Raw genomic sequence first — 24,666 nt, forward strand, 5'->3', positions numbered from 1 at the left:
TCCACACACACAGGAATTAAGGGCGCAAGTTCCGACTAATCGGGCTACCATCTGACCTAAGTGTGGTATTCGAACCACAATTATCGTTCATACATAGGACTGAATGCCTATTTCGCGGTAGATTAAAAGTAGCGCATCGAAGCACTAGGACTCGCAAATGTCTACTGCGAAGATGCAAGTTAACAACTAGCGAGGGAGATGGCATGAGCTCACAGCCCACCAAGCCGCTTTTGAACGGCATTTACAACCGCATTCCTGATATAGACCCAGAAGAAACCCGCGAATGGCTCGATTCACTCGATGGTTTAATTGACGAAAAGGGCGGTCCGCGTACCCGCTACTTGCTCATGGAATTGAAACGCCGCGCTCACGAACGCGGAATTCAGGTTCCACACAATATCGTCACTCCGTACATCAATACCATCGCGTCTGAAGATGAGCCTTTCTACCCAGGCGATGAAAAACTGGAACGCGAATTCCGGCGTTGGACGCGCTGGAACGCAGCAGTCCAAGTAACTCGGCAGCAGCGTGCCGGTATCGGCGTTGGTGGCCATATTTCTTCTTATGCAGCCCAAGCGACCCTGTACGAAGTTGGCCACAACTGGTTCTTCCGCGGAAAGAATGCTGAAGGCGGCGGAGACCAGATTTATTTCCAAGGCCACTCCTCCCCCGGAAACTACGCACGCGCATACCTTGAAGGTCGTCTGTCCGAAGCCGATCTTGATTCATTCCGCCAGCAAGCCTCACGCCAGTCAGGTGGACGCGGGATCCCCTCCTATCCGCACCCCCGTCAAATGGATGATTTCTGGGAATTCCCTACCGTTTCCCTAGGTCTAGGACCCATCTCAGCTATCTACCAAGCATGGTACAACCGCTATCTGGAAGGCCGCGGAATAAAAGATACGTCCAAGCAACACGTCTGGGCATTCATGGGCGACGGCGAAATGGACGAAGTCGAATCCCGTGGCGTTCTTCACCTGGCCGCATCACAGCAACTCGATAACCTAACTTTCGTTGTGAACTGTAACCTGCAACGTCTCGATGGCCCGGTTCGCGGAAATGGCAAGATCATCCAGGAGCTAGAGGCCTCGTTCAAGGGTGCGGGCTGGAATGTGATTAAGGTTATCTGGGGTCGTGAGTGGGACGAACTTCTCGCCGCCGATAAAGATAACGCACTGGTCAACATCATGAATGACACCGTTGACGGCGACTACCAGACATTCAAGGCTAACGATGGCTCATACATCAGAGAGCACTTCTTTGGTCGAGATCCACGGACTAAAGCAATGGTCGCGGATTGGAGCGACGAAAAAATTTGGCGGCTCAAGCGTGGCGGACACGATTACCACAAGGTTTACGCCGCATATAAGGCAGCAACCGAACATAAGGGTGCGCCAACAGTTATCCTCGCCCACACGGTCAAGGGATATGTCCTCGGCTCCAACTTCGCCGGTCGTAACTCTACTCACCAGATGAAAAAGCTTAATTCTGATGACCTTAAGTTACTACGCGACACCTTGCACCTTGAAATCCCAGACTCACAGCTCGATGATCCTTACAATGCGCCATATTACAAGCCAGATCCGCATCATCCAGCACTAGAGTATGTGCTCGATCGTCGTCGTCAACTCGGCGGATTCGTGCCGCAACGTCGCGTCGTCGAACAAGGCATTGCCCTACCGCCAGAAAAGCCGTTCGATGGCATCCGCGCCGGCTCAGGTAAGCAAAAGGTTGCAACCACCATGGCATTCGTCCGAATGCTCAAGGATCTCCTGCGCGACAAGGAATTCGGCAAGCATATTGTTCCGATTATTCCAGACGAAGCACGCACATTCGGTCTTGATGCAATCTTCCCGTCAGCAAAGATCTTCAACATCCAAGGACAGAACTACACTGCTGTTGATTCCGAACTCTTGCTCTCGTATAAGGAATCTGAATCCGGACAGATTCTGCACACCGGCATTACCGAAGCAGGTTCCACTGCAGCATTCACTGCCGTAGGAACATCTTACGCCACTCACGGCATCCCGATGATTCCGGTCTATATCTTCTATTCGATGTTTGGTTTCCAGCGCACTGCTGATCAGTTCTGGGCTGCTGCTGATCAGCTCACCCGCGGTTTCATCATGGGTGCTACGGCTGGCCGAACCACACTTACTGGCGAGGGCCTACAGCACTTGGATGGACACTCGCATGTTATCGCGTCGACCAACCCTGCTATCGTCCAATACGATCCAGCTTATGCATACGAAATAAGCCACATCGTTAAAGACGGTATCAACCGTATGTACGGCGACGGTTCAGACGGTCGTGATCAAAACGTTATGTACTACATCACGGTCTACAACGAGCCAATCCACCAGCCGGCAGAGCCGGAAGGCTTGGACGTTGATGGGTTGCTGAAAGGTCTTTACAAGCTCGACGCTGGCGAAGGCGATGGACCAGAAGTTCAACTCTTTGCTTCAGGCGTTGGAGTTCCGTGGATCCGTGAAGCTCGCGAAATGCTTCGCAATGACTGGGGTGTCAAGGCAACCACATGGTCAGTGACTTCCTTCTACGAACTCCGCAAGGACGGTCTAGCAGTAGACGAACATAACTTCCTCCATCCTGAAGAAACTCCTCGTGAAGCCTACCTGACCTCAGTTCTCAAGAATACGAATGGTCCAATTATCGCAACCTCTGATTTTGAAAAGCAGGTTCAAGACTCCATTCGGCCATGGGTCCCGAACGACTATTACGTCCTTGGCGCTAATGGCTTCGGCTTCTCCGATATGCGAGCAGCGGCACGACGTGACTTCAAGATCGATTCCGCATCAGTCGTTGTTCGCGCCTTGCAAGCTCTTGCTGATCGTGGCGAGATCGACCGCGCTGTTATCAAGCAGGCAATCGATAAGTATGATCTGTTCAACCCGAATGCGGGAACCTCTGGTATTTCAGATCCACACGAAGTTGCTTGATCTCTCCTTCTAAGGGTGGGGCTATCAGCTACCAGCTGATAGCCCCACCCTCATTTCAGGATGCTCTCGCAGATACTGCAGAGTAGCCTTAGGAGAGATAGTTGAAAATAGGAGGATTTGTGACGCTGATTCGGCTCGTTTGGAAATATTTACGTAGCAAAAAGTCCGTGCTGGCACTCATTGTCACATTGCAATTTGCCCAAGTCTTACTGAGCTTATGGCTACCAAACCTCAACGCTCATATTATTGATGATGGAATCATCGCCGGTGACACCACATATATCTGGAATACTGGGCTTCTGATGCTTGGGGTTTCCCTTGCCCAGATTCTTTGTATCTCAGCGGCAATGTACGTCAGTGCACGAACAGCCATAGGCGTTGGAAAAGAACTGCGAGCCAATATATTCCGCCACGTTCAGACCTTTTCTGCGACTGAACAACACCGCTTCGGGGCCTCGACGCTCATCACCCGAGCCACCAACGATATCACCCAAATCCAAAGCATCCTTCTCAACAGTTTTGCAATCCTGATCATGGCGCCGCTACTGGGCATTGGCGGCGTAGTCATGGCAGTCCTAGAAGATCCTCCACTCTCTTTGCTGTTGCTCGTCGTCGTTCCGTTACTATCAGTTTTGATTATTGGAACGATGCGCATGCTCGTTCCACGATCCGTATTGCAACAACAGCGAATAGACAAAATTAATACCCTACTTCGTGAGCAACTCATCGGTGTCCGTGTTATCCGCGCTTTTACGCAAGAAAAAACAGTTGCTCACAAATTCGAGCAGGCCAACCTCAACCTACGCAAAGTTTGGCTGGAGATCGGTTTACTGTGGGCGTTCCTGATGCCAACCGCGCAACTCGTCGTCGGAATTTCCTCGGTTGGTGTGGTCTGGTTTGGTGGACATCGCATCGCTACCGGTTTAATGAATGTTGGTGCGCTGACTGCCTACATCTCATACCTCATGATGATTATGGGAGCAGTAATGATGTCCGGATTCATGGTCATGCTCTTCCCTCGAGGGCAAGTTTCCGCCGGACGCCTCGCCGAGATATTTAGTACCACATCATCTATTGCGAACAGCTCACAGCCAGCAGTAGTTCCGAACCGCCCGCGTACGTTCCAAATGAACGACGTATCGCTGAAGTATCCCGGGGCTGAGCGTGGCGTACTATCGCACATCACTATCGATCTGTCTCCGGGGAAAACAGTTGCGTTGATCGGCTCTACTGGCTCAGGGAAATCTTCAATTCTCAAGCTCATCCCGCGTCTCATGGACCCGACCAGTGGTTCGGTAACACTCAACGGAACAGATATCAGAGATATAGACCTTGCTCAGTTACGTTCCATCATTGCGTTTGTACCCCAAAAATCATTCCTATTTGCCGGGACGATTGCGTCAAACGTTGCTGGACAGGCACGTCCAACCGAGGATATCGACGCCGAACGGGTACGTACCGCGCTACAAGCAGCACAAGCATGGGAGTTCGTCTCTGACCTTGATAAGACCATTGATGCTGCCGTCGAATCTGGCGGAGTCAATTTCTCCGGAGGGCAACGCCAGCGCCTTGCAATCGCGCGGGCGCTCTATCGTTGCCTGCCAGATCAGAATAGGCAGCGTCAAGCCGATCTGTTAGTGTTCGATGATTCTTTCTCTGCACTAGACAACGCCACTGACTCACGTCTGCGGTCTGCGTTGCGCTCATATGTTGGGGATATTGCTATCCTCATTGTCGGACAGCGGGTATCATCTATTCGCCATGCTGACGTCATCCATGTTCTTGATGAAGGTCAGATCGTTGGATCTGGAACTCATGATCACCTGCGCGAATCGAACGAAACGTATCAAGAAATTCTCGCATCCCAAATGAGTGAAGAGGAGGCATACTAATGGCGCGCTTTGGCTCTTTTGAGGAACCGACGAAGGATATGAAAGGTGCTCTCAGGCGTCTAGCTCGTATGTTCCGATCCGAATTATTGCGGATTATAGGTGTGCTAGTTTTGACACTAGTGGGAACTTTAGCGATGCTACTGACTCCTAAACTGCTCGGCGACGCAACAAATGTGGTTGTTGATGGTATCGCCAGCGGCTCGGGAGTTGATTTTAGCAGTCTCGGACGACTCTCCTTAATTATTGTCGGTTTGTATGCCCTACACGCCGTTGCAAATTTTTCGGGCGGCGCACTAGCGCGTATTTCCGTGCAGAATCTCGGATCACGTTTACGCCGTGACGCGCAACAAAAAATCGATCGTCTTCCGCTGGCCTATATCGATAAACAAGCTCGCGGAGATCTGCTCTCCCGGGTAACGAACGATATTGACAACATCGTTCAAACACTCATGCAGACTCTGGGGCAGTCATTCTATGCGTTGTACATGGTAATCGGCGTGCTATCAATGATGTTCTATCTATCGTGGTCGTTAGCTCTGTGGTCACTATTCGTGGTTCCTTTTGGTTTGCTAGCGATAACTCGAATTCTCAAACGCTCTAAGCCAGCATTCCGCGAACAGTGGAAGCGCACAGGCGATGTATCAACCATTATTGAGCAGACTTTTACCGGGCATGATGTTGTAGCCATCTATGGTATGGAAGATGACATTAACGTTGCTTTTGACGATGCCAACGAGAAGTTGTTTGCTGCCGGATTCCGCGGCTATTTCCTCTCGATGCTTGCTCAACCACTTATGGGCTTAGTATCAAATTTATCCTTTGTAGTTATTGCTGTAGTTGGCGGTATCCAGGTTCTGCATGGCACGCTCACTATTGGCGGTATTCAGGCCTTCATTCAATACTCACGGCAACTAAATAACCCGGTGGCAATGATTGCCTCGATGGCGAATATGTTGCAGTCGGCAGCAGCATCGAGCGAGCGACTCTTTGATTTTCTGGATACAGCGGATATTTCCGCTGATGTTTCTGAACAGTTGCCACCTTTTGGCGAGCGCGGCACTATTGAATTCCGAGACGTTGATTTCAGCTATGAACCTGGAAAACCTGTGATTCAAAGTCTGAATCTCAAGGTAGTACGTGGCAGTCAGGTGGCTATTGTTGGCCCGACGGGAGCTGGGAAAACAACACTTGTTAATCTGCTTATGCGCTTCTATAACATCGATTCTGGTGCCATCTGCATAGACGACGTCGACATTCGTTCCTACTCACGCCAATCGCTACGCGCCCGAACTGGAATGGTTTTGCAAGATACATGGCTTTTTGATGGAACGATTGCTGAGAATATCGGTTTCGGAGCCAAAAATGCGACGTTTGACGACGTCGTCGCTGCTGCACAAGCAACCGGAGTCGATCATCTGATCCGTCAGCTACCGGATGGATACAACACTCACATTGATGATAATGACGGAACGTTGTCCACCGGAGAAAAACAGCTAGTCACGATCGCCCGCGCGTATCTTGCTGATCCAGATATCCTAATCTTGGACGAAGCAACGTCATCAGTCGATACCCGCACGGAAATGCTTGTTCAACACGCAATGAGTGAGCTTCGTCAGGGACGGACCTCATTTGTGATCGCCCATCGTTTATCAACAATTCGTGACGCAGATATCATCCTTGTTATGGTTAATGGAAATGTCGTTGAGCAGGGAGACCACCACCAACTTATGGCAAGCCGTGGCGCTTACTACGATCTATATCAAGCGCAATTTACAGGCTCGTCAGAAGCTGGGTAAGCTCTTCGACGGTTGACACATGCCGCCATGCATGCTTCTTCTCGGCGTCGTCGCCCTCTCCCCAATCCACAAGGATCGTTCGGATGCCGTGCACCGCAGCCCCATAAGTGTCGAAGTTCCGATCGCCGACCATCACGACGTCTGTGCGTACCGGACGGTCAAACCATTCGGTTCCTAGTGGCATTTCCGGGAGCCGGTTCTGTCCATCAAGAATTCCGAGTTGTTCCAGCTCAGTTATCGCGGTACCGACGACGTGATGCTTATGGGTACGCCCCAGTTCAGGTTCTGATCCGCAAATGATATCGAACGACGACGCTATCCCGGTCACTTCGCACACATGTTTTGCGGATCTACGCAATTTGGATGTGGCAGTGGCGGATCGCAATCCGCTATCTCTAACCGCCGTAAGCATATCGGCAACGCCAGGGAAAAGCGGCGTATCATCCATATAGACATCGTAATACTCACGGTACTTGTCAATATAAGAAGAAACTTCCGAAGCAGGAACATCGAGTTCGACGAACGTGTCTTCAAGCGGTGGACCCACAAAGCGGGAATACGATGATTCCGGAAGGTCTAAGCCGGATTTTTCTCGCATGACGTATGCCAATGTAGTCCGGATCAGTGGCGCAGAATCAGTAAGTGTGCCGTCAATATCGAATAAAACCGCACGTAGCGAAGAATTCATAGGTTATAACGTCTTTCGTTAATCAAACATCGTGGTATCGCCGGCACCATACCGGGCAATAGTGACTTGACCATCGCTCATATCGAGAACCGTAGTAGGTCCGTCTTCTCCCACCGGGCCTTCAACGACGACATCAAGTGCATTGCCTAGAGTATCAGCAATTTCCCATCCTTGACTCATTGGTTCAGACTCGCCCGGCAGAATCAGCGTTGACGATAATAGGGGCTCGCCAAGCGTATCAACAATAGCTTGAGTGATCTTATGGTCAGGGATGCGTACGCCAACTGTTGCTTTTTTAGCATTGAGAGTCATCCGAGGTACTTCTTTTGTCCCCTTGAGGATGAAAGTATAAGGCCCAGGGGTCAGTGACTTCACAAGCCGGAACGTTGCATTGTCAACAATGACCAGCTGCCCCAGTTGTGCAAAGTTATGGCATAGCAACGTAAAATGATGCTTATCCCCGACCTGACGAATTCGTCGTATTCTATCTAAGCCATCTTTGTTCGCCATTGTACATGCGATCGCATAGCCGGAATCCGTAGGCAGGGCGATCACTTCGCCACGACGGAGCCGATCAACCACTTTGTCAACCAAGCGTTGTTGCGGATCTTCCGGATGAATATCAACGTACCATGCCATGATTATCTTCTTTCTTCACTCTGCTTCAGCAATGAAAGCGTGCAAATCCAGCACGTCTTGGTTCCCTGGATGATGTTGTTCTAAAGCTGTCAAGAAACGCTGTGCATCTGAGATTTTTCCAGTTTCCACTGCAGCTTTAATGAGTTCTATGCCAACATCCGGGATATCATTTTCCGGATTCCAACGTCCCATTCCCACCTGCATCGCAGTGTCGGGCTGGTCAGCTTCCACCAAGAGGTGGATTCCTTCAGCGAGCGCTCTTCCAGATTCCTCGCGGGCAGCAGCTACCTCAATTTGATGAACCGCAGCAGCTGGATCGTCGTCGATCGTGATCTTTGCTAGCTGAATTAACGGGTACCACGCCCGGGAATCCGAAGCAAGATCTTCAGATAAGGCCAACAAGACCAGCTTCACTGGAGTTTTCCGATGCTGAACATCATCAGCAGTTAGCGGATCTGCAGTAGGACTTGACTGTCCTAACTTACGAATAAGAGAGATGAGTTCTTCGAAAGCCTCTTGATTGTTAGGATCTGAGTCAAGATCAACACGCAGCTGTCCCGCCCGATCCACCAGCGGTGATGATTCTTCTGCAAGTTGTTCTATAAGATCTATAAAAGCCATACTTACAGCCTATAGTATTTAGAGTATTGAGATGTGATGAATCGGGGAAAATTATGGAAGACACCAAGCCACAAGATCTAGCATTGGCACGTATTAGGGTGGCACTTGATGAGATTGCCCCAGAAATTCCAGATAGCGAAATTATTCCCAGCGCTCGATTACGACAAGATTTGCGCCTGGACGAAGTTAGCGTATGGGCACTAGTGACTAATGTAGAAATGTTGTCTAAGAAACATATTTCCGACACCGTGGCACAGCATTTTGGCACGGTAGCGGACGTTATTGAAGCGATTGCTGATGAACCTAAGCGTGCCGCGGAGGAAGACACACGCGATGTAGCATCAGCAGTTGCTGATTTGGCGTCATTATTTAGCCAGCGCTAACCAACTCGGTGTAGCCATCGCACCGGCGCTCCAGCACCTGCATAACGAAAAACTTCTAATTCATCATCCCACGCAGTACCCAAAGCAATATCGAGCATCCGGCGCATCTCCTGCGGATCATCCCCGGCTTGTTCCAGCGCTGCACGCACTCGATTTTCCGGAACGACGACGTTCCCTAATAGGTCGGTCTGCGCATAAAAAATTCCGAGACCAGGAGTACACGACCACCGGCCGCCATCGGATATGGGCGATGCTTCTTCGGTAATTTCGAAACGAAGGTGCTCCCAACCGCCCAGTGCAGATGCGATAGCGGCACCAGTACCAACTTCGCCAGTCCATGACACTTCACCACGGTTCATTGATGGTACTGCTGGCTGCGCAGTCCATTCGAAATGAACAGGATATCCGAGCAAACTTCCAACCGCCCATTCAACGTGAGGTTGAACAGCCGGTGTGACTGAGTGGATGAAAATAACTCCACGAGTAGTATATTTTTGTTTCACCATGACCTCCTGAATTAGGTGAGATTCCCCGTAACACCTAACAAAATGAGGTCATTAGATACTTACACTATGCCACAGTTCAGCACAACTTGGAAGAACAAAACGCTTCCTTCACTATCGCTGTGGCAAAGCCTGACAAAAAATATCCGTCACAGTTGGAGCTGTGAATGTAAAACCCGCATCCAATAGTGCAACTGGCACCACTCGTTGCGAAGCCATAATAGTCTCCCCGATCGCATGTGGAAACAGCCACGAAAGCGGTTTTAATGGTATCCGAATAACAGCCGGACGATGGAGATGCCGCGCTAACAGCGCATTCCATTCTTGGTTTCGAACTGGTTGCGGACACACTGCATTGATCGGCCCGTGTAACACCGGATGGACCACGGCATACAGAATTGCGCGCACATGGTCAATCAACGAGATAGTGGACATCCATGCTGATCCATCGGAAAGCGGACCGCCTAAACCGGCGCGATAGAGGTGCTGAAGAATTCCGAGCATACCGCCGTCGGCTCCCATTACCAAACCCGTTCTAATCATCACGGTTCGTACACCGGCTTCATCTTCACAACGTTGTGCACAAGATTCCCATGACGAACACAAGTCAGCGAGAAATCCAGTCCCACTCGGCATACCTTCATTAAGAACCAAATCCCCTGAATCCGATTCATAAAAACCAATAGCACTGCCAGAAATGAAACACTCCGGGCGTTCCTCGTCGGAAAGCCGTCTGATTCCTTCGACAAGAGTTTGAACAGAATCGATTCGCGAATCCCACAATAGTTTCTTATAGGATTTAGTCCACGCTTTACCAATCAGCGGAGCACCGTTAAGACAGATAACGCCAGTAGCACCCGCCATGACAGTCTCATCGACTTTGTGAGCTGACGGTTCCCAGACAACATCAGTACAGTGCAACGGAGTCTCAGGAGGAAGCGAACGCACTAAACGCGTCACGTGATAGCCAGCAGACACTGCAGCTTTCACCAAATATGATCCAATGAAACCAGTTGCACCGGCGATAACGAGAGATGGCCGTGATGTATTCATTTGCGAGACCTTAATGCTGTCAATGCTTCTTTTCTTAAATGCCGTTCTAGGCGATCAACGTATATGTAACCATCTAAATGATCACATTCGTGCTGGATAAGGCGGCCCCAGATTTCTTCACCTTCAACAACAACTTTATTTCCCTGTAAATCGATGCCTTCAGCTCGTGCATACCATGGACGTCGACACGGATACCATAAGTCTGGAACGGATAGACAGCCTTCATCACCGTCTTGCGTTTCGTCAGATGTTTCCACAATCATCGGGTTGAGTATGTAGCCTGTATTCCCCTCGATATTCCACGAAAATGCGCGATAAGATACACCAATTTGATTCGCAGCTAATCCAGCTCTGCCGGGCTCCTGAACATTCTCCATCAAATCGCGAACAAGCTGCTCAATACCTGGTGTGATGCGCGTAATCGGATCGCATACGCTTCGTAAAACTGGATCTCCAATTATTCGAATATCTCGGTAACTCATAGCCTCTATTCTTCCACATTGGCACTTTATAGGGAACATCGCGTTCCATCTTCTCTCCTTGTACGGACAATAAGCGACATTGTGCGCACTAATTGACGCCAAAATATCACACGGTTTTCTAAAATCGTCCGGTAGGATTACCTGCGTGACCCGTAGACAATTAGACGGAGTAATCGTGAAAGATACAGTTCAACGGCCCTACCCGCTATCGCGCTATGTAAAGGCTTGGGCAGTACACGCCTTCACCATGACAGGCGTCATATGGGTAATCTTGGCAACCCGTGCTCTAATGCTTGACGACTATAAGATGATGTGGCTATGGCTAGGCATCGCATTAGTGGTTGATGCCGCAGATGGACCGATGGCACGCAAAGCGAAGGTTCTCGAGGTGGTGCCATGGTTTTCGGGCACAATGATGGATAATATCGTTGACTATATGACGTGGACTATGGTCCCAGTAGTGTTTATGGCAGAAGTACTCCCCTTTGGCGGTGAGCATTTCGCTATTGGTGCAGCTAGCCTCGCAGCCACATCCTCAATGTTCTGTTACGCCAATACTAAGATGAAATCATCCGACTGGTACTTCGTGGGATTCCCCGCAGCATGGAACATCGTTATCGTCATCTTGTGGTTGTTTGGTACACCGGCCATCTTTAATTGGATTGTCGTTATAGCATTTACAATTCTTGCTGTTATCCCATGGAAGTGGGTGCATCCATTCCGCGTCAAGCACCTAAGAATATTTAACGCACTTGCAGCTATCACTTGGGTAGCAATTACCGCAGTCTGGGTAATCATATACCCTGCAACTCCCCTGTGGATCCTAATCCCATGGTGGATTTCTGGCCTATGGCTACTTGTTGCCGGTGCTATTCGCACGTGGCGCGATCGGCCTGATCCTGAGGCATTAATAGAGTCCGCACACTAAGCAGAACCCAAGATGCTTTCCTGCCAAACTAAGACAAAACCGTAAGAAAGATGCCGCGCATTCTAGATGATGTGCGGCATCTTTATCTATTTATTTCACCCTAGAAATGAAATACTCAACGACAGTCACGAAGCCTGAAACTAATAACTTCCTATCCACAATTCGAGCTTTCAAATTAACGTTTTATAGCTTCTCAAAGGCCTATTAAGCCTCCCCTACCCCCGAAGCACAGTCAGCCGCTAAAAGTACGTTAGAAGCATGCACAGCACGTACCGAAGCACAGCAATAAAGGCAATATGAACAATGGAGCAACATTATGACGAGCAGAGGCGTTTAAGGCTTACAAAAGGGCATAAAAAAGGCGCACCCCGTTGTGCGCTTCTTCTATCTTCGCTACTTTTCACCACATGCGAGAATCGATTGCGAAATCAATATCCTTTGCACGAGCTTCAACGATTAATGCGTTAACTGTTTCACGTGAACGGAACACATCCTTGAACTTCTTCATTTTTCACCTCCTAGAATTTTCTTTGTACATAATTAAAGTACTCCTGACCAACTTTTATTCCCAGCCACCAGACCCTAATGTGAGCTATCGATCCTTTCCTAGAACTTAGGACATTCCTACAGAAAGGAGCTAAGTCGAAACGACATCATGAATGTTTAACAAAACCCACAAGAGTTGCCACAGACACAAGAGACAACTCAGCGAAGGTATATACAAAAAATGTCCGGCTTTAATTAGCCGGACATTTATTTGGCTCCCGCAGCTGGACTCGAACCAGCAACCCTTCGATTAACAGTCGAATGCTCTGCCATTGAGCTATGCGGGAAAGCGACTTAAAAAACTATAGAACGACTTCACGCCAGATGCAAACTCGATTTAACATTTTGCCTCCTTTTGTTACCGTCATCACACCACGAAGGTCTTAAAACGTTGATAAATCACGGATTTAAAAATCTAGACCAACCATATCGCGTAGCTCAGATTCAAGTTTCGCGATCTCCTTCATGTCTGCCTGTGTTGGTTGCGCGCTAACTAGTATTTGCACGAATAATGACTCATCTGCCCGCCGTCGTATCTGACCGTAGGCCATACTTCCAGAAGGTAAATCCACATAATTACGGCAAACAATAGAGCGCTCCACTCGCTCATGAACCATCGTTAATAATTGCTCATTTGCATCTGCCGCGAACCGGACTCTCAAAGTTTCGATAGCCGGATCAACAAATGCAATAGTCAACTCCCGAAGAGCAGAATCCCACGAAGCTGCTTCAATCTCAAACCATTCATACACCTGCCAGTCGCCAGTGTTACTCACGATCGCTAGTTCACTAGGCCATACTGCGATCCACGATTCTTGTGGCTCTACGATTTCTGAAGCTGTTGTCGGATATCCGTTGTGCTTGTTCTTCAGAAAAGTAGGGATTCTAGAGGACTTGCGAAACATTATTACCTTCCCACTCTGCAGCAACAACGAAACTGGAAATAGCTCTACTAGTAGCGGCATCATGATGCGCCGCATTCTGCCCTGCGAAAAATCCCAAAAATGCAAGGATAACGCCAGCAACTATAGCTATCAAAAAATATTGCTTCTGCTTTACTTTGAGCTTTGCAACTTCCTCATCAGTTAGTTTCTGGGAGACATCTGCAGTAGCTTCTAAGTCTTTCTCTTCACTGTTCACGCTTGTAGTCTATCGTGACCTGTACGTAAGAGCTGAATGAGCCTCAACAACGGTCAGCTCTTTTCCAATAGCTTTCGTCTCCGCATCCCCAGGAACTTTTATCCACGCACCGCTCGGTAGCTGTGCTTCAACCTTCCATACGACGGTCACATCAGGCTGGACATACCCGCCATATTTATAAGAGTGTTGAACATCACCATCTGGCCACATGCCGCCTGGCGACAACGTATCCATCAATTTACCGTCGCCAAAATTCCACTTGTACATCTGTGGAATTAGATGAACGTCAATCTGATGGCCTCCAACCGTAACGCTCGAGTGGTGTTCGTGTGCGGTACTCAGAAAATAAACATCTTTGTTAACTAAAACTTCACTTCCACTAGGTTGTATCTCCAGATCTCCATGGTCGATTATGGTTGAAGCTTGGTCATGAACAGCTTGCGCAATATCAGCAATATCCAAATCAGAAGACTTTTCAGTATCGCATAGAGCTTTCCGGTGTTTTTCCAGCTCAATAACATTTCCCAAACCTTGCCCAATGTGCATAGTGGACGGAATAGGTTTATTTGCACAAAAATCCGCCATTGTGTAAGTAGGGTCAGGAAAGGTGAGAGTAGAACCATTTCTTGGCATGCCCTCAGTTACACCTTGCACTACAGAAGGCAGAACGAATTCTCTAGTTGCGTGGATAGTAACCGCATTCCCATCTGCTGAGCTACTCCAAATATCACCTCCCGCACGAAATAATCCGATTAAAATCCACTGGTACGCCAAAAGCCCAAACATAGTCAGCCAATCCTTCCAGTAAAACCTGCACCATCGCCTATCTGGAAATTAGTGATCTGCCATGTTGATTTCTTTTCAAGAGAAACTACAACGTGATACTTGTCTGGACTTTGTTCTTCATCAGAGTATCGGCCATGAATTACGACGTCTCGTCTTTCCACCAAAAACTGGATCTCATACCGGTTCTCATTCTCACTAACGATCCCGTTAACTTGGTCTAGTATCAAGATAGTACTGTCAATCCAGGTTTCATCTTTCTTATTGCGCTCCTCCGCCAACACTTCTTGGCAGAATTTACATTCGGCGCCTGAATGCTTTTCCCAATACGAAGTATCACCAGTTTTTAACATGTACGGGTAAAACATAACGAAATGTTTCGCCACCGCGACGGCATCGGTTCGTGCATCGCCAGAAAGCTCTGGCTCAGTAGGAGCCTCAAGTACTGGACGTGGCGGGATAACATGTTCGTGGCGTGTCTGTGTTTCTTGAGTCCCGAGGGCCCTCGGCTCTTGTTGTACCTCATTACATGAAGAAAGTGTTGCGCTTACACAAGCACAGAAAACCAAGACGCTAGCTTTCTGAAAATTACTGTATATGTGATTCATTTACTCGCCCATCCCAATGTGGTATATCGGCTTGATATATCGGCTGGTTCCAATGTAACAGTTACGGTGATTACCAGAAAAAAGTTATCCACAGGTATAAAAATCCCGTGGTATAACGTTAGCTATACCACGGGAGAACGTGCCCCCGGCAGGACTTGAACCCGCGACCAAAGAATTATGAGTTCCCTGCTCTAACCAGCTGAGCTACAGGGGCGACAAAAACAATGGTACCGAAAAGTCACGCTATCCAAAAATCTAGCGTTTGATCACAACACATCTCACAAACCGTCGTCTTCATCATATGCTCGTCGTGTTGCTTCCAGCCGCATCAAAATTTCAAATAACTGTTCTTGCTGAGGCGAATCCGCGGCTATAGTCTGCATCTCACGTCGGACATCAGCAATTTGTTGGGTAATGCCTTGTCGGATAAGGGAGACGATGATGCCACGTACATAGCGCCAGGACTCTTCTCCTCCGTTTTCTGGCAACGGTGCAACAGTCAGCTGTCGAATCGCACCTCGAACGAGGTCATCGGCATTATTTTCAACTTGTTCAATAAACCATGCGCTCGCCCGAATCGAAGCCGTATTCTCGTCTACTCCAGAATGCTTCAACTGAGTAAATTTGTCATCATAGGCACTCACCGTACCAGCAGCGCTAATAGCATCGAATATGCTCTGGTGAATCGGAGTGAGGAAGGTTCGAACCGGAATTTGATCTGCATGAGCTGTATGCGCCATCCCAGGTAGTTGCAGCATGACTTCTAAGGCTTGCCGTTCAACCCGCGTTACTGGATCACGTAAGCTATCGCGGGATGCAAGCACTGGCTGCGGAAGCGGTCCTTCATTTTCGGCACTATGCCGCTGTGGCGCGTTCCCAGAGCGTGCTGCCTGGCGGACGCTATCGCGGACTAATGTCTCATCCATTCCCAGCCAGCCAGCAAGTTGGCGTGAATATTCTGACTGCAACACTCGGTCTCGTATTTGCGCCACGATCGGCGCAGCTGCCCGCAAACCAGCAGTTCTTCCCTCAACAGAATGCAATGGCAACTCACGTAGCATGGATCGAATCGCGAATTCAAAGAGCGGTTTACGTTGTGCTACCAATTGGCGCACAGCTTCATCTCCCCCTGCCATCCGTAACTCACATGGATCCATACCATTTTCTGACACAGCGACGAAGGTTTGAGCCGCAAAACTTTGATCTTCTTGGAACGCCCGCAACGCGGCCTTCTGGCCGGCCGCATCGCCGTCGAATGTGAAGATGACTTCCCCACCGAAAGCGTGCCCGTTACTCATCATTACGCCGGCAGCAGGATTTGCAGAATCGCCCATAAGCCGACGTACTATTTTTACATGCTCCGTACCGAAAGCAGTACCACAAGTCGCAACCGCATTTGTCACGCCTGCTAGATGGGCTGCCATCACATCGGTATATCCTTCGACGACGACGATTGCGCGCTCCGAAGATATTGCCTTTTTCGCAACATCGAGTCCATACAACACACCTGATTTTTTATAAATCATTGTTTCTGGAGTGTTTAAGTATTTAGGTCCTTGATCTGAGTCAAGCAATTTTCGCGCACCAAAACCAATAGGCTCCCCAGTAATCGAATGAATCGGCCACATCACGCGGCCTCGGAAACGATCATACAAGCCCCGAGTTTTTTGTGAAGCCAAACCAGACGCCGAAATTTCTTTATCAGTAAAGCCACGCCGACGAAGCTCCGTTAGTAACCCATCCCAGGAATCAGGAGAATAACCAACTCGGAAATCTGCAATCGCTTGCGAACTGAAGCCACGGGCAGCCAAAAGATCCCGTGCTGGTTTACCAGCTTCCGTCGCCAACTGTTGTACATAAAATTCTTCCGCAACACGATGAGCATCGATGAGTCGGGCACGCGTCACATCACGAGGCCGCGAATCGTCTCGACTATTTCGTCCGTTCTCCTCATACTCGATAGCAACACCCGCTTTGCGAGCCAAAAGCTCGACTGCTTCAACGAAAGACACATGCTCAATTCGTTCAATGAACGAAATCGCGTCGCCGCCCTCGCCACAGCCAAAACAATGCCAGCGATTAACGTGAGGACGCACATGGAATGACGGGGTCTTTTCATCGTGGAAAGGACACAGGCCTTTCATGGATCCGACGCCAGCTGTTTTCAACGTGACATATTCCCCGACAACATCTTCGATGCGTGTCTTGTCCCGCACATCGTCGATTACTGATCGTTTAATCATTCCACCCATACATCTATGTTAGCTGGCTATGTCAAGTGCAGAAATAAATAGCACGTCACTATTACACTAGGCGTATGGGATTTTTTGATTTTATCTATCCGGCTGGGTCTTCCCCACAGCTCACTACTGCACAAGCATTTCAAGAGCAACAAGATGGCGCTCGAATTATCGACATTCGAGACATTATCGAATGGAATAAAGGTCATGTACTTGATAGTTTTCATATCCCGCAAGCAAAATTATTACGTCCAGGTGCCGGCATCGATAAAGATGATCGGCTAATACTGGTATGCAACACTGGCACTATCTCTCTATCGGTGGCTCACAAACTTGTTCAAGAAGGATACGATGCCACTTCTATTCATGGTGGTTTTGACAGTTGGAAACGATCCGGATACCCAATTCGCTATCGGTGAACAAAAAGAAAAATGGCCCAAACAATCTCGTTTGGGCCATTTTTATCGTCGTCGCTACTTCTTCTGAACGTACTTCAACGAATCCAACGTCACTGCCGCAAGAATAATAATTCCTTCGAAGACAAACTGGAGATTGGTGTCAATTCCCAAGATCGTTAACGAATATGTCAGACCGGTAAAGATCATCACACCGGTCACAACACCAGAGATCTTTCCGATACCACCGGTGAACGACACGCCACCAACCACGCACGCGGCGATAGCGTCCATATCCCAACCTTGGCCGTAAGCTGCGGAGCCAGAACCGAACATTCGCGCAGCTTCCAACCAAGAGCCGAAACCGTAGAGGACGCCTGCAAGGATGAAAGCTCCCATAGTCACTTTAAACACGGAGATTCCGGAAACCGCAGCAGCTTCTGGGTTGCCGCCAACAGCGTAAAGATTCTTTCCGAAAGTGGTCTTGTTCCAGATAAACCACACAACAATTGTGGCGGCCACTGCCCAAAGAATAATCGTTGGGAAGCCAGAGACATTTGGCACGATCATTCGCGGAATTTCGGATTCGATAGCTCCGAAGCTCACGCCCTTGGTCGCATACGTGACAAGTCCAAAAATGATGAGCATGTTTGCCATTGTGGAAACGAATGGGTGCATTTTAAATCGTGCGGTAAAGAATCCTGCGATCATCGTGAAGGCGGTCGTGGCGATAATACACGCAATCAGTGCCAAGACCACACGTCCTCCAACGGGGATTCCAGTGAAGTCAAAAGCGTGTCCGAATACGCTTCCAGTATTGGGTCCCTTGTGCATAACGACCGTTGCAATCACCATGCCCATGCCAACCATTCGACCGATCGACAAATCAGTGCCAGTGAGCAAAATAAGTCCAGCAACACCTAGCGCTAAGAACATGCGCGGTGAAGCCTGCTGCAAAATATTCAAAACATTCTGCGTTGTAAAGAGGTCAACGCCCTTAGTAATCGGAGCCAGAACCGCCATAGCAATGAAGATCAAAACGATAACGATATACAAGCCGTTTTTCAGCAAGAACTGACGCCGATTAAACGAGTATCGATAATTTTCGATCTTCTGCGCAAAAGTCTGCTTGAACGTAAAGTCGGAGTTTCGAAGCAGATCGATCATATGATATTTCTCTGCTACTGCCGCATGCCGACGATCTTTAGCCGCTTGCATCCGATGCTGTAACGAGATTTTTGCATCGTACTGCTTATTTTTGTAGACGACGTCTTCGTCTTTCAGTTCTTGCTTGAGGTCATCACCGCCTTGCTTACGTATTTCAGAAATCGCATTTTCATGCTCCTTTTTAACAACACGAAGCTGACGCTCATATTCTTCTTTCGCCTGACGCTTTTCTTCCTCTACGCTAGCTTCAACTTTACTGAGGTACGTTTTATCAAAATTATCATCGATGTATTTCTCAGCACGCGCTACCAGTTTATTGATGCGTGGTCGATTAGCTGTTTGAACACGTCGCGCCTCAGCGAGTTCTTTCTCATCGCGGCGTCGTAGCTCAGCCCGCTCATCTTTCGACAGCGTACGGTCAGCTTTCATGTTGCGAAGCTGATGCTGTAATCGAGTTACCTTTGTTGTTCCGTCTTCACGCAAAACATCTATTTCAGATTGGATATTTCCAACATATTCTTTGATAGGCGCGAGGAGTTGTTCTTCTTTTTCATAAGTTAGGACACTCATGGCATTTCCTTTCTTATAGATACTTTGCGCTAAGTCTGAGTAGTTCTTCTTGGTTGGTTTCTTGGGTATTGACGATGCCAGCTAGACGTCCGGCAGACATAACGCCGATACGGTTAGTAATTCCGAGGATTTCAGGCATCTCGGAGCTGACCAGAAGGACTGTCTTGCCACGTTTTGCCATCTCGATAATAAGTTCATAGATCTCATACTTAGCGCCGACGTCGATACCACGAGTTGGCTCGTCCATCATAAACACTTTGGGTTCACGTTCTAGCCACCGACCGAAAATTACTTTCTGCTGGTTGCCGCCAGAAAGCGCCGAGATCAGTTCCTCCGGTCCAGTGGTTTTCGTATGCATCGTGCGGATTTCGCCGACAGTTGCAGCCTGCATTTTGCGATCAGAGAGAGCGATTCTCTTCTTGTACGACGGTAGGTTTGCGATAGTTGTGTTGAACGTTAGGTCTCCCTTGAGGAATAAACCATCAGCCTTTCGTTCTTCCGTAATCAGCGCAAATCCAGAGTCGATTGCTTCACGCGGTTTATTGAAATTCATCAATTTATCGCGGTAGTAGACACGTCCAGTAGCTCGAGTTCGGATACCAAAAATTGTTTCCAATAGTTCAGTGCGACCAGCTCCTACCAGACCATAAAGTCCAAATATCTCGCCTTCTTTGACTTCAAACGAGATGTCTTTGATATAAGGTGCGAACTTTGTTGATAGATGGCTAATTTGCAAAATTGGCTGGCCAGGATCATTATCGACATCAGGATAACGGTTTTCCAGCGATCGACCTACCATTGCAGTGATGAGTTCATTCATGTTGGTATCTGACGTATCTTTCGTCATCACCAACTTTCCATCGCGCAGAACTGCGACTTGGTCACAGATCTCAAAAATCTCATCCATTTTGTGTGAAATATAAACAAGAGATATCCCGTTATCGCGTAGCTTGCGCATCATCTCGAATAGTTTCCGAACTTCCGGCTCGGTGAGAGATGATGTTGGCTCGTCTAAAACGATAACTTGGGAATGATAGGAAATCGCTTTCGCAATTTCACACATTTGCCGTTGCGAGACGGACATTTTCCGCATCGGTTGCGTCAAATTCACGGTCATTCCAAGTTGTCGGAATAGATCCGAAGCCTCGGTTCGCATACGTTTTTCGTCGATAGTGCCTAGAGCTGTTTTTGGATACCGCCCTAAAAACAGATTATCGACGACGGAGCGTTCCAATGCCTGGTTGAGCTCTTGATGAACCATCGCAATCCCATTTTCCAAGGCTTCTTTAGGTCCAGAGAATGCAACCGGGTGACCATCAAGAGTAATCTCACCTTCGTCTTTTTGATACGTGCCAAACAAGCACTTCATCATTGTCGATTTACCGGCGCCATTTTCACCCATAAGGCCTATGATCGATCCACGTTTAACATCAAAATCAATATGGTCAAGGACTCTGTTACGTCCAAAAGATTTTGACATTCCGCGGATTGTTAGCACCACATCTTGGTTGTTGTCTGTCATGACATAATTTCTTTCTGAAATGGGGCGATTGAGGCTCACCCTCAATCGCCCCATCCCATCGACTTATAGCTACGTCTACGGCGTACTAAAAACTACTGGTTAAGCAGCGACGTGTATGAAACAGCGTTGTCTGTCTTCACCATGTTGATAGCGAATGCGTCGTATGCGCCGGGGTTACCAAGTCGGTTGGTAATATTCGATTCGGTCTGACCGTCACCACCGATGTATTCCACATCGAGGTTAAGGAGTTTGTCGTACTTCTGAAGCAATGGCTGATAGGTTGATCCGAGGAAGTTATCCGCGGAATTGTAGATATCGAGCCAAACCTTCTTCGTTTCGCCATTAACTTGCTTGCTGACAGGTTCGTAGGTAACCGTCGAATCGAGGAAATCCTTGTAGTTATCAGCAGTGACTGCAACATTCAGGGCATAGAACGAACGCTCATCTTCAACGTACTTGTAGTCATCGTCAGAAAGAACGTTTCCGGCTTCATCAGCTTTGGCGATGCCTTCCATAACATCTTTACCGTCAAGAGCGTTGCGTAGGACACGTAACGTAAGGTACGCCTGAACATCAGCGTGCTGCGAAATTGTTCCACCGTATCCGTCAGCAATGGCGGCGACTGCGTCAGAATTTGCGTCGTAACCGAATGTCGGGACTTTCTGAGCCTTGGACCACTTGTTAAACATGGCCATGCCCATGCCGTCGTTGTTAGAAATAACGAGATCAATATCATCGCCGAACTTACCGCTCCATGCAGTAATCGTATCGCCTGCGGTTCCTGCATCCCAGGTAGCGCCCGCACCAGTCTTCATTTCCTTAGAAGCCAGCTCAACAACCTTAAAGCTACCAAGAGATCCTTCTTTCACCGCATTGGCATTGGTCTCAGTAGGATCTGACAGAATGTTTCCGCCTTCTTCAACTGCGGTATCGAGTGCCTTACGGACACCACGGGTACGAGCAATCGAATCATTATGCCCTACGTCTCCAATAGCGAGGACGTAGCCGATCTTTCCATCACCGTTACGGTCAATGGTGTCCTTATGCTTTTCAATATATTCAGCAACCATTTGGCCCTGAAGTTCTGCTCCTTGGGACGCATCGAAGCCAACATAATATGTGTTCTCATTAAAGTTAAGAGCATCTTTATCTAGGTCCCCTGTTGAGGAATTAGATGGCTGCCGGTTAAACCAAACCAGCGGCTTTTGATTATTAGCGCCACTCGATGAGCTACTAGAGTCAGCTGAGCCACCGGCACAGGCGGACAGTGACAAAAGTACACCGGCAGACAAAGCAACAGCTTTTTTCATATTCTTCATTTCGAACCTTCTCTATGTCTCCATTGACAAATCTGGCCATAGTGATACACCCTCGTATCTGCTAATCAGCCAGCTGTTCAAAGAATACATTTTGATTCTTCTCACAGCAAGGTGAAACGCAATTAGTTTCGAAGCATGCCGCAGTATCGTGAATGCCATTGACGCGCAGACTGATCAGTCAGCGAAGCAATTTGGTCAATAATGACGCGCTGTCGCGCATTTTCGTCAGGAGCTTGGCGCCACCATTGCACAAACATCGGCTCCATACGCTCTACGGGATCTTCAACTAGCGCATCCATAAGATCGAATAAAATAGTGCGTTGCTCGAAATATGGTGCCTCATGCTCACGTGGCGCCATTACATAGTGCACTGCAATACCTTTCACAAACATTATTTCTAATTCAGTATCACGTGGCACAATGACGTTTCCACAGTATCGGACAAGCGGATCAGGACACTGCTCTTTCGTTGCATCCGTGACCGATGAAATAAAACGCCCAATCAGATCAGACGTATAGTCTTTTAATCCAGCCATATCACGCTGAGAACCGCGATAATCTCGGGGCCAAGCATTCATCGCTAACACACGTTCTCCAGCGGCACCAAGCTCGTCTTCACTACACTTCGGTTTGTACCATGCGAGCGTTGATTCGACGACGGCGCGAATCTCTGCCTCATTGTTGGGGCCCAAACGAGCAGGATGAATATAGCCAGAAAAAACGCCATCCTCAACATCATGTACGGAGTAACCGATATCATCAGCAAGATCCATCATTTGAGCTTCAGCGGAACGGCTCTCGCCATGGTTTTCATGAGCCCAAGAAAAAGCAGCGACGTCGTCGTCATAAGCGCCAAATTTAGGCGAAGAATTACCACGCGGCCCAGCGAAACGTGTCCAGGGATATTTCACTGTTGCGTCAACCGTGGCCCGGGTAAGGTTCAAACCCGCCGAACGCCCATCACTATGGAAACGTTTTGGCTCAAGCCTAGTTAGAATCCGCAAAGTCTGAGCGTTGCCTTCGAATCCGCCAAACGATTGAGCAATCTCATCAAGTGCGTTCTCTCCATTGTGTCCATACGGCGGATGACCCAAATCGTGACACAAGCAAGCGGTCTCTACCACGTCTTCGTCAGCACCGAGATTCTTAGCCAAGGAACGACCTACTTGTGCTACTTCAAGCGAATGTGTAAGGCGGGTTCGAATAAAATCGTCAGATTCTGGCCCCATCACTTGAGTTTTTGCACCCAGACGCCGTAGTGCGGCGGAATGTAGGACACGTGCCCGGTCGCGTTCAAAATCTGTGCGAGCAGAACTCTTGACACCTTCGCTCACCCAGCGTTCTTTGTCTATTGCAGTGTAGGCTTGAATCACACAACTACCCTACCTTTTAGGACAGCAAAAAGACTATGGGGAACACAGGATTAGACGCAGGTGAGACTCCCACCACGCATCGCAATGATATCGCTGCAGTGGTTTATCGAGACAACGCTACAATTCAACCGTGGGACAGGCATTCCGTCTGGTACCACGCTTCAGAGCATGAGACCTCCACTACCGATGAGACTGTTAACCTAATTTCGCGAATTGCTCGCCTCGGAATAAACACGCTAACGATTCCGGCCGGATGTTCAAATCTAAAACTTGGTTTTATTATGTCGAGAGCCGAGAAACGCTCAATCCGGTTGCTCCCCGATATTAGTGCACTTGATAGCCCGCCAAGCACTCTCAAGCAGTGGTTAGATCAAGGCGGATGGGGCATCGAGCTTGGGTTTCATCATCTAACCGAACTTACCAGCCGCATTGGCGGTATGTCGTTAGGCGAGCTCCAAGCCCAGGTTTCCTTGGCTCACCCCGAATCGGTTCTGTCTTTGGGCTTATGGGGAGACACCCTAGAGCAGTTTGACGACTTTTCAAACCAAGTCTATGACGCCTATGTCCATATTGTGCGTAGTCGACCACTCAATTTACCTATAACCAGCGCAAGCTTTAGTTCTGAAATCATTCAGTTATACCGGCTCTTTGACTCTGCAGGAACGCTACCCGCTTGGGATTTAAGCGCTGGATCGGTTCATGCTACCGCTGGCGAGTTATCTCCTGCTGGAGTCATGGCCCTAGCACTGGCTTTACCAGGATTAGTCCATATCGACGCCGAATCTAGCCATATTCCACCGTCAATTCGACATATTCTTCGCATCCGCCAAACATACCAAATGGCTACAGCAAACTTAGTGCTCGATCGCTCTAGACTAGCTGATGGTATTGTCATCTTATACGCTGGAGAAATTGAGATACGTGCTAATTTTTCGGGACAGCCAGATCCGATTGCGAATGATGGCCGAGTTTTAACTACTTCTCAAATTGAATTACCTCGTGCCGATGATGGGAATCTGCTTTTACCTCCAGGGGACGTTGCTTGGCTCAAAGTAAAATAA

At 48.6% G+C, this 24,666-nt stretch carries 22 protein-coding genes and 2 tRNA genes; 7 read left to right on the plus strand and 17 right to left on the minus strand.

Going from position 1 to position 24,666, the window contains the following annotated elements; all coding sequences use genetic code 11:
* Nucleotides 1-203 precede the first annotated feature (203 nt).
* From aceE to BLT51_RS07640, 3 genes are all read left to right on the plus strand, one after another.
* The gene (gene aceE / locus BLT51_RS07630; RefSeq protein ID WP_091281814.1) at nt 204-2,957 is read left to right on the plus strand and encodes a pyruvate dehydrogenase (acetyl-transferring), homodimeric type; all 2,754 of its coding nucleotides are present in this window, start codon (nt 204-206) and stop codon (nt 2,955-2,957) included.
* Nucleotides 2,958-3,076: 119 nt separating this feature from the next.
* Nucleotides 3,077-4,849 carry an ABC transporter ATP-binding protein gene (locus BLT51_RS07635; protein ID WP_157672968.1) on the plus strand — a complete coding sequence of 591 codons (1,773 nt, stop codon included), beginning with the start codon at nt 3,077-3,079 and terminating at the stop codon, nt 4,847-4,849.
* Nucleotides 4,849-6,645: an ABC transporter ATP-binding protein gene (locus tag BLT51_RS07640; protein WP_091281815.1), complete on the plus strand. Its 1,797-nt coding sequence runs from the start codon at nt 4,849-4,851 to the stop codon at nt 6,643-6,645. The genes BLT51_RS07635 and BLT51_RS07640 overlap by 1 nt, the downstream gene beginning before the upstream one ends.
* Here BLT51_RS07640 and BLT51_RS07645 read toward each other — a convergent pair.
* From BLT51_RS07645 to BLT51_RS07655, 3 genes are read right to left on the minus strand one after another with little or no spacing between them, the layout of a single operon-like run.
* Nucleotides 6,620-7,333 carry an HAD hydrolase-like protein gene (locus BLT51_RS07645; protein ID WP_091281816.1) on the minus strand — a complete coding sequence of 238 codons (714 nt, stop codon included), beginning with the start codon at nt 7,331-7,333 and terminating at the stop codon, nt 6,620-6,622. The genes BLT51_RS07640 and BLT51_RS07645 overlap by 26 nt on opposite strands.
* Nucleotides 7,334-7,351: 18 nt before the next feature.
* Nucleotides 7,352-7,972 carry an L-threonylcarbamoyladenylate synthase gene (locus tag BLT51_RS07650; protein ID WP_091281818.1) on the minus strand — a complete coding sequence of 207 codons (621 nt, stop codon included), beginning with the start codon at nt 7,970-7,972 and terminating at the stop codon, nt 7,352-7,354.
* A gap of 15 nt (nt 7,973-7,987) precedes the next feature.
* Nucleotides 7,988-8,593 (minus strand): hypothetical protein, encoded by a 606-nt coding sequence (locus BLT51_RS07655; RefSeq protein WP_091281821.1) that lies wholly within the window; start codon nt 8,591-8,593, stop codon nt 7,988-7,990.
* A 53-nt stretch (nt 8,594-8,646) separates the two neighbouring features.
* On the opposite strand from BLT51_RS07655, the gene BLT51_RS07660 reads away from it, so the two are divergent.
* Complete coding sequence (locus BLT51_RS07660; protein ID WP_091281824.1) at nt 8,647-8,976, plus strand: hypothetical protein; 330 nt, start codon at nt 8,647-8,649, stop codon at nt 8,974-8,976.
* On the opposite strand, the gene BLT51_RS07665 is transcribed toward BLT51_RS07660, so the two are convergent.
* From BLT51_RS07665 to BLT51_RS07675, 3 genes are all read right to left on the minus strand, one after another.
* Nucleotides 8,973-9,482 (minus strand): DUF3145 domain-containing protein, encoded by a 510-nt coding sequence (locus BLT51_RS07665; protein ID WP_091281827.1) that lies wholly within the window; start codon nt 9,480-9,482, stop codon nt 8,973-8,975. The genes BLT51_RS07660 and BLT51_RS07665 overlap by 4 nt on opposite strands.
* A 111-nt stretch (nt 9,483-9,593) precedes the next feature.
* On the minus strand, nt 9,594-10,532 hold the full coding sequence (locus BLT51_RS07670) for a TIGR01777 family oxidoreductase (protein WP_091281830.1): 939 nt from the start codon (nt 10,530-10,532) through the stop codon (nt 9,594-9,596).
* Nucleotides 10,529-11,014, minus strand: a complete 486-nt coding sequence (locus tag BLT51_RS07675; protein WP_091281834.1) for a peptide deformylase — start codon at nt 11,012-11,014, stop codon at nt 10,529-10,531. Before BLT51_RS07675 ends, BLT51_RS07670 begins: the two co-directional genes overlap by 4 nt.
* 175 nt (nt 11,015-11,189) lie before the next feature.
* Between BLT51_RS07675 and BLT51_RS07680 the strand changes: the two genes are divergently transcribed.
* Entirely contained in the window at nt 11,190-11,942 is a 753-nt protein-coding gene (locus BLT51_RS07680) for a CDP-alcohol phosphatidyltransferase family protein (protein WP_091281839.1), read from the plus strand.
* Nucleotides 11,943-12,700: 758 nt separating this feature from the next.
* Here the strand turns inward: BLT51_RS07680 and BLT51_RS07685 are convergent.
* The 7 genes from BLT51_RS07685 to dnaG form a co-directional block, all read right to left on the minus strand.
* Nucleotides 12,701-12,775, minus strand: a tRNA-Asn gene (locus tag BLT51_RS07685).
* 120 nt (nt 12,776-12,895) lie between these two features.
* Entirely contained in the window at nt 12,896-13,393 is a 498-nt protein-coding gene (locus BLT51_RS07690) for a hypothetical protein (protein ID WP_091281843.1), read from the minus strand.
* Nucleotides 13,374-13,628 carry a hypothetical protein gene (locus BLT51_RS07695; RefSeq protein WP_091281846.1) on the minus strand — a complete coding sequence of 85 codons (255 nt, stop codon included), beginning with the start codon at nt 13,626-13,628 and terminating at the stop codon, nt 13,374-13,376. Before BLT51_RS07695 ends, BLT51_RS07690 begins: the two co-directional genes overlap by 20 nt.
* A 9-nt stretch (nt 13,629-13,637) precedes the next feature.
* On the minus strand, nt 13,638-14,414 hold the full coding sequence (locus tag BLT51_RS07700) for a hypothetical protein (protein WP_091281850.1): 777 nt from the start codon (nt 14,412-14,414) through the stop codon (nt 13,638-13,640).
* Nucleotides 14,415-14,416: 2 nt separating this feature from the next.
* The gene (locus tag BLT51_RS07705) at nt 14,417-15,019 is read right to left on the minus strand and encodes a DUF6318 family protein (RefSeq protein ID WP_091281853.1); all 603 of its coding nucleotides are present in this window, start codon (nt 15,017-15,019) and stop codon (nt 14,417-14,419) included.
* 140 nt (nt 15,020-15,159) lie between these two features.
* A tRNA-Ile gene (locus BLT51_RS07710) sits at nt 15,160-15,233 on the minus strand.
* 64 nt (nt 15,234-15,297) lie between these two features.
* Entirely contained in the window at nt 15,298-17,271 is a 1,974-nt protein-coding gene (gene dnaG, locus BLT51_RS07715) for a DNA primase (protein WP_091281856.1), read from the minus strand.
* A 65-nt stretch (nt 17,272-17,336) separates the two neighbouring features.
* Here dnaG and BLT51_RS07720 point away from each other — a divergent pair, with 65 nt between their 5' ends.
* Nucleotides 17,337-17,678, plus strand: a complete 342-nt coding sequence (locus BLT51_RS07720) for a rhodanese-like domain-containing protein (protein WP_091281860.1) — start codon at nt 17,337-17,339, stop codon at nt 17,676-17,678.
* A 54-nt stretch (nt 17,679-17,732) separates the two neighbouring features.
* On the opposite strand, the gene BLT51_RS07725 is transcribed toward BLT51_RS07720, so the two are convergent.
* The 4 genes from BLT51_RS07725 to BLT51_RS07740 all read right to left on the minus strand — a co-directional run bounded on the left by BLT51_RS07725 (nt 17,733) and on the right by BLT51_RS07740 (nt 23,605).
* Entirely contained in the window at nt 17,733-19,391 is a 1,659-nt protein-coding gene (locus BLT51_RS07725) for an ABC transporter permease subunit (RefSeq protein WP_091281864.1), read from the minus strand.
* 13 nt (nt 19,392-19,404) lie between these two features.
* Nucleotides 19,405-20,913, minus strand: a complete 1,509-nt coding sequence (locus BLT51_RS07730; RefSeq protein WP_091281867.1) for a sugar ABC transporter ATP-binding protein — start codon at nt 20,911-20,913, stop codon at nt 19,405-19,407.
* 92 nt (nt 20,914-21,005) lie between these two features.
* Nucleotides 21,006-22,232: a substrate-binding domain-containing protein gene (locus BLT51_RS07735; RefSeq protein ID WP_091281870.1), complete on the minus strand. Its 1,227-nt coding sequence runs from the start codon at nt 22,230-22,232 to the stop codon at nt 21,006-21,008.
* A gap of 122 nt (nt 22,233-22,354) precedes the next feature.
* On the minus strand, nt 22,355-23,605 hold the full coding sequence (locus tag BLT51_RS07740) for a deoxyguanosinetriphosphate triphosphohydrolase (protein ID WP_091281873.1): 1,251 nt from the start codon (nt 23,603-23,605) through the stop codon (nt 22,355-22,357).
* A gap of 35 nt (nt 23,606-23,640) precedes the next feature.
* Here BLT51_RS07740 and BLT51_RS07745 point away from each other — a divergent pair, with 35 nt between their 5' ends.
* Nucleotides 23,641-24,666 (plus strand): hypothetical protein, encoded by a 1,026-nt coding sequence (locus BLT51_RS07745; protein WP_091281876.1) that lies wholly within the window; start codon nt 23,641-23,643, stop codon nt 24,664-24,666.

Source organism: Arcanobacterium phocae (assembly GCF_900105865.1).
In the GTDB taxonomy this organism is placed as follows: domain Bacteria; phylum Actinomycetota; class Actinomycetes; order Actinomycetales; family Actinomycetaceae; genus Arcanobacterium; species Arcanobacterium phocae.